The following is a 4,248-nucleotide window of genomic DNA, read 5'->3' as shown; positions in this document are numbered from 1 at the left end:
GGCGCCGCCATCGGCGGCCCGGCACCGGCGTGCCGCGGCAGCGCCGCAAGACCCGGCCGGTGCGGCCGGGATGCCGCCCGGATGGCGCGGGAAGCGGCCGGCAACGGCCCCGTAACTGCCGGTAAATCCGGCTGGACGGCGTCACACCGATGGTATGATTAGCGCCAATTTTCGGGCACAAGTACGCGACGAATGCGGTGCGGGCGGCACGTCGGCACAGGGCGTCGCGCACGCTGTCCGGCCTTTCTGGGTGCCGCTCCCGGGCGTGCCTCACCACGGATTCGAACCCATTCAAGACCAACCGTGCGACTGTCCTCGATCAAGCTGGCGGGCTTCAAGTCCTTTGTCGATCCCACCAATTTCCAAGTGCCCGGCCAACTGGTCGGCATCGTCGGTCCCAACGGCTGCGGCAAGTCCAACATCATCGACGCGGTGCGCTGGGTGCTCGGCGAGTCCCGCGCCTCCGAGCTACGTGGCGAGTCGATGCAGGACGTCATCTTCAACGGTTCCACCGCGCGCAAGCCGGCCGGGCGCGCCAGCGTCGAGCTGGTGTTCGACAACGCCGAGGGCCGCGCCGCCGGGCAGTGGAGCCAGTACGCCGAGATCGCGGTCAAGCGCGTGCTGACCCGCGACGGCACCTCGTCCTACTACATCAACAACCAGCCGGTGCGCCGGCGCGACATCCAGGACATCTTCCTGGGCACCGGCCTGGGGCCGCGCGCCTACGCGATCATCGGCCAGGGCATGATCTCGCGGATCATCGAGGCCAAGCCCGACGACATGCGGATCTTCCTCGAGGAAGCGGCCGGCGTGTCCAAATACAAGGAACGCCGCCGCGAGACCGAGAACCGGCTGTCGGACACGCGCGAGAACCTGACCCGCGTCGAGGACATCCTGCGCGAGTTGTCGGCCAACCTCGACAAGCTCGAGGGCCAGGCCGAGGTCGCGCAGCGCTTCAAGGCGCTGCAGGCCGAGGGCGAGGAGAAGCAGCATCTGCTGTGGCTGCTGCGCAAGCGCGAGGCGCTGGCCGAGCAGGAACGCCATCAGCGCGCGATCGAGCAGGCGCAGATCGACCTGGAAGCGCAGACCGCGCAGCTGCGCCACGTCGAGGCCGAGCTGGAGACGCTGCGCGCCGCGCACTACGCCGCTTCCGACGGCATGCACGCCGCCCAGGGCGCGCTCTACGAGGCCAATACCGAGGTCAGCAAGCTCGAGGCCGAGATCCGCTATGTGGTCGAATCGCGCAACCGCGTGCAGGCGCAGATCGCCGCGCTGACGGCGCAGCGCGAGCAGTGGCAGGCCAAGGCCCAGCAGGCCAGCGACGAACTCGAGCAGGCCGAAGAAGAACTGGCGCTGGCCGAGGGCCGCACCATCGAGGCGCAGCAGGCGGTCGAGCAGCAGAGCGAAGCGCTGCCGACGCTGGAAGCCCAATGGCGCGACGCGCAGGCGCTGCTGAACGAGCAGCGCACCGGCATCATGCAGGCCGAGCAGGCGCTCAAGCTCGAGGCCGCGCACCAGCGCAACGCCGACCAGATGCTGCAGCAGCTGGAGCAGCGCCGCGAACGCCTGTCCGGCGAGGAAAAGGGCCTGGACCGGCCCGACGACGTCAGGCTGGAGGAATTGCGCGCCGAGCTGGCCGAACACGAGGCGATGCTCGAGGACGCGCAGGCCGCGCTGGCCGAGGCCGAGGACAATCTGCCGCGGCTCGATGCGCAACGCCGCGCCGCGCAGGAGCGCGTGCAGAGCGAAGCGGCGGCGATCGCGGCGCTGGAGGCGCGCCTGGCCGCGCTGCGCCAGCTGCAGGAGAACGTGCAGAGCGAAGGCAAGGTCCAGCCCTGGCTGGCCAGGCACGGTCTGGCCGAACTGCCGCGCCTGTGGAAGAAGATCCATATCGAACCGGGCTGGGAAAACGCGCTCGAGTCGGTGCTGCGCGAAAAGCTGGCCGCGCTGGAAGTCTCCAGCCTCGACTGGGTCAAGGGCCTGCTGACCGACGCGCCGCCCGCCAAGCTGGCGTTCTATGCGCCGCCGCCCGCGGCACGCCCGGGCGAGGCGCCGGCCGGACTGCGCCCGCTGATGTCGCTGCTGCAGATCACCGAGCCGGGCATCCGCGCCGTGATGCAGGACTGGCTGGCCGACGTCTACACCGCCGACGACATGGAGCAGGCGTTGGCCGCCCGCGCCAGCCTGCCGGAGGGCGCGACCTTCGTCGTCGCCGAGGGCCATCTGGTCGGCCGCAGCTCGGTGCATCTGTATGCCGCCGACTCCGAGCAGGCCGGCATGCTGGCGCGCGAGCAGGAAATCGAGAATCTGCAGAAGCAGGCCCGCGCGCAGACGCTGCTGGCCGACGAGGCCAAGGCGCAGGCGGTACGTGCCGAGGCCGCCTATACCGAGGGCAGCCGCAAGCTGGTGGAAGCGCGCGCCGACAGCGAGCGCGTCACGCGGCGCGTCCACGGGCTGCAGATGGACGTGCTCAAGCTGTCGCAGGCGATGGAGCGCTACGCCGCGCGCAGCAGCCAGATCCGCGAGGAACTGGAGGAAATCGCCGCGCAGATCGACGAACAGCGCGCGCTGAAGGCCGAATCCGAGGCCAACTTCGAGCGGCACGATACCGAGCTGGCCGAGATGCAGGCCGCGCACGAAGACCACCAGATGGCCTACGAAGCGCTGGATGCGAAGCTGTCCGACGCGCGCCAGCAGCTGCGCGATCTGGAACGCGCCGCGCAGGAGGCCGTGTTCGCCGAGCGCAATCTGGCGGCCCGCATCGACGAGCTGCGCCGCAATATCCAGGTCGCCGGCGACCAGAGCGAGCGCATCGCCGAATCGCTGGAGAACGCGCGCGCCGAGCTGGAAACGATCAACGAGCAGACCGCGCATACCGGCCTGCAGGAAGCGCTGGAGCTGCGTGCCGAACGCGAGCAGAAGCTGGCCGCGGCCCGCATCGAGCTCGACGCGCTGTCGGCGCAGCTGCGCCAGTCCGACGAGCAGCGGCTGGCCGCCGAGCGCAGCCTGCAACCGCTGCGCGACCGCATCACCGAACTGCAGCTGAAGGAGCAGGCGGCACGCCTGGCGCAGGAGCAGTTCGCCGAGCAGCTGTCCGCGGCCGAGGTCGACGAGGCCGCGCTGGCCGGCAAGCTCAACGGCGACATGAAGCCCTCGTATCTGCAGGGCGAAGTCACGCGGATCAACAACGCGATCAACGCGCTGGGCCCGGTCAACATGGCCGCGCTCGAGGAACTGGCGGCCGCGCGCGAGCGCAAGACCTTCCTCGACGCGCAGTCGGCCGACCTGAACGACGCGATCCAGACGCTGGAAGACGCAATCCACAAGATCGATCAGGAAACGCGCGCGTTGCTGCAAGGCACGTTCGACCAGGTCAATCATCATTTCGGCGAGCTGTTCCCGCAGCTGTTCGGCGGCGGCCAGGCCAGGCTGATCATGACCGGCGAGGAGATCCTCGATGCCGGCGTGCAGGTGATGGCCCAGCCCCCGGGCAAGAAGAACTCGACGATCCACCTGCTGTCGGGCGGCGAAAAGGCGCTGACCGCGATCGCGCTGGTGTTCGCGATGTTCCAGCTGAATCCGGCGCCGTTCTGTCTGCTGGACGAGGTCGACGCGCCGCTGGACGACGCCAATACCGAGCGCTACGCCAATATGGTCGCGCGCATGTCCGACAAGACGCAGTTCGTCTTCATCTCACACAACAAGATCGCAATGGAAATGGCGCACCAGCTGATCGGCGTCACAATGCAGGAGCAGGGGGTGTCGCGGATCGTTGCCGTCGACATGGACGCGGCCGTTTCGATGGCGGAGGCGGCATGAGCGGATCGATTCGATTGACGCATGGGGTCAAGTCCCGGCAGGCGTTTCCGCTGAACCGTGGAGGGCGCGCGTAATGGATCTGCAAACCGCGCTGGTCGTCGCCGGCATCGTGCTGCTGCTGCTGGTGGTGGCCTACAACCAATGGCAGATCCGCAAGTCGCGCCGGCCACGCGCGCTGCAACCGGAGGACGACCTGCCGCCGATGCGCGAGCCGGTCGTCGGCGAGGACATCAAGCCCGAGGTCAGTGCCAAGCTGCACGAGCCGCCGCGTCCCGAAACGATCCAGCGCAAGGAGCCGAAGCTGTCGGTGCCGCCGCTCGATGACGATGCGCAGGCCGCCCAGGCCGCGTCGCCGCTGGTGGCCGGCAGCGCCGATGCCGACGAGCTGCTGGCCGAGGAGGTCGCCGACGGCATCGCGCGCAGCGCGCC

At 69.2% G+C, this 4,248-nt stretch carries 1 protein-coding gene and 1 pseudogene; both read left to right on the top strand.

What is annotated here, in order from left to right:
* The first annotated feature begins 303 nt into the window (after positions 1-303).
* Positions 304-3,819: a chromosome segregation protein SMC gene (gene smc, locus B551_RS14575; RefSeq protein ID WP_006579471.1), complete on the top strand. Its 3,516-nt coding sequence runs from the start codon at positions 304-306 to the stop codon at positions 3,817-3,819.
* A gap of 73 nt (positions 3,820-3,892) precedes the next feature.
* Positions 3,893-4,248, top strand: a pseudogene (locus tag B551_RS14570) (cell division protein FtsZ); the annotation flags it as partial.

Source organism: Cupriavidus sp. HPC(L) (assembly GCF_000307735.3).
GTDB lineage: Bacteria > Pseudomonadota > Gammaproteobacteria > Burkholderiales > Burkholderiaceae > Cupriavidus.
This window is presented reverse-complemented; position numbering and strand designations above follow the sequence as displayed.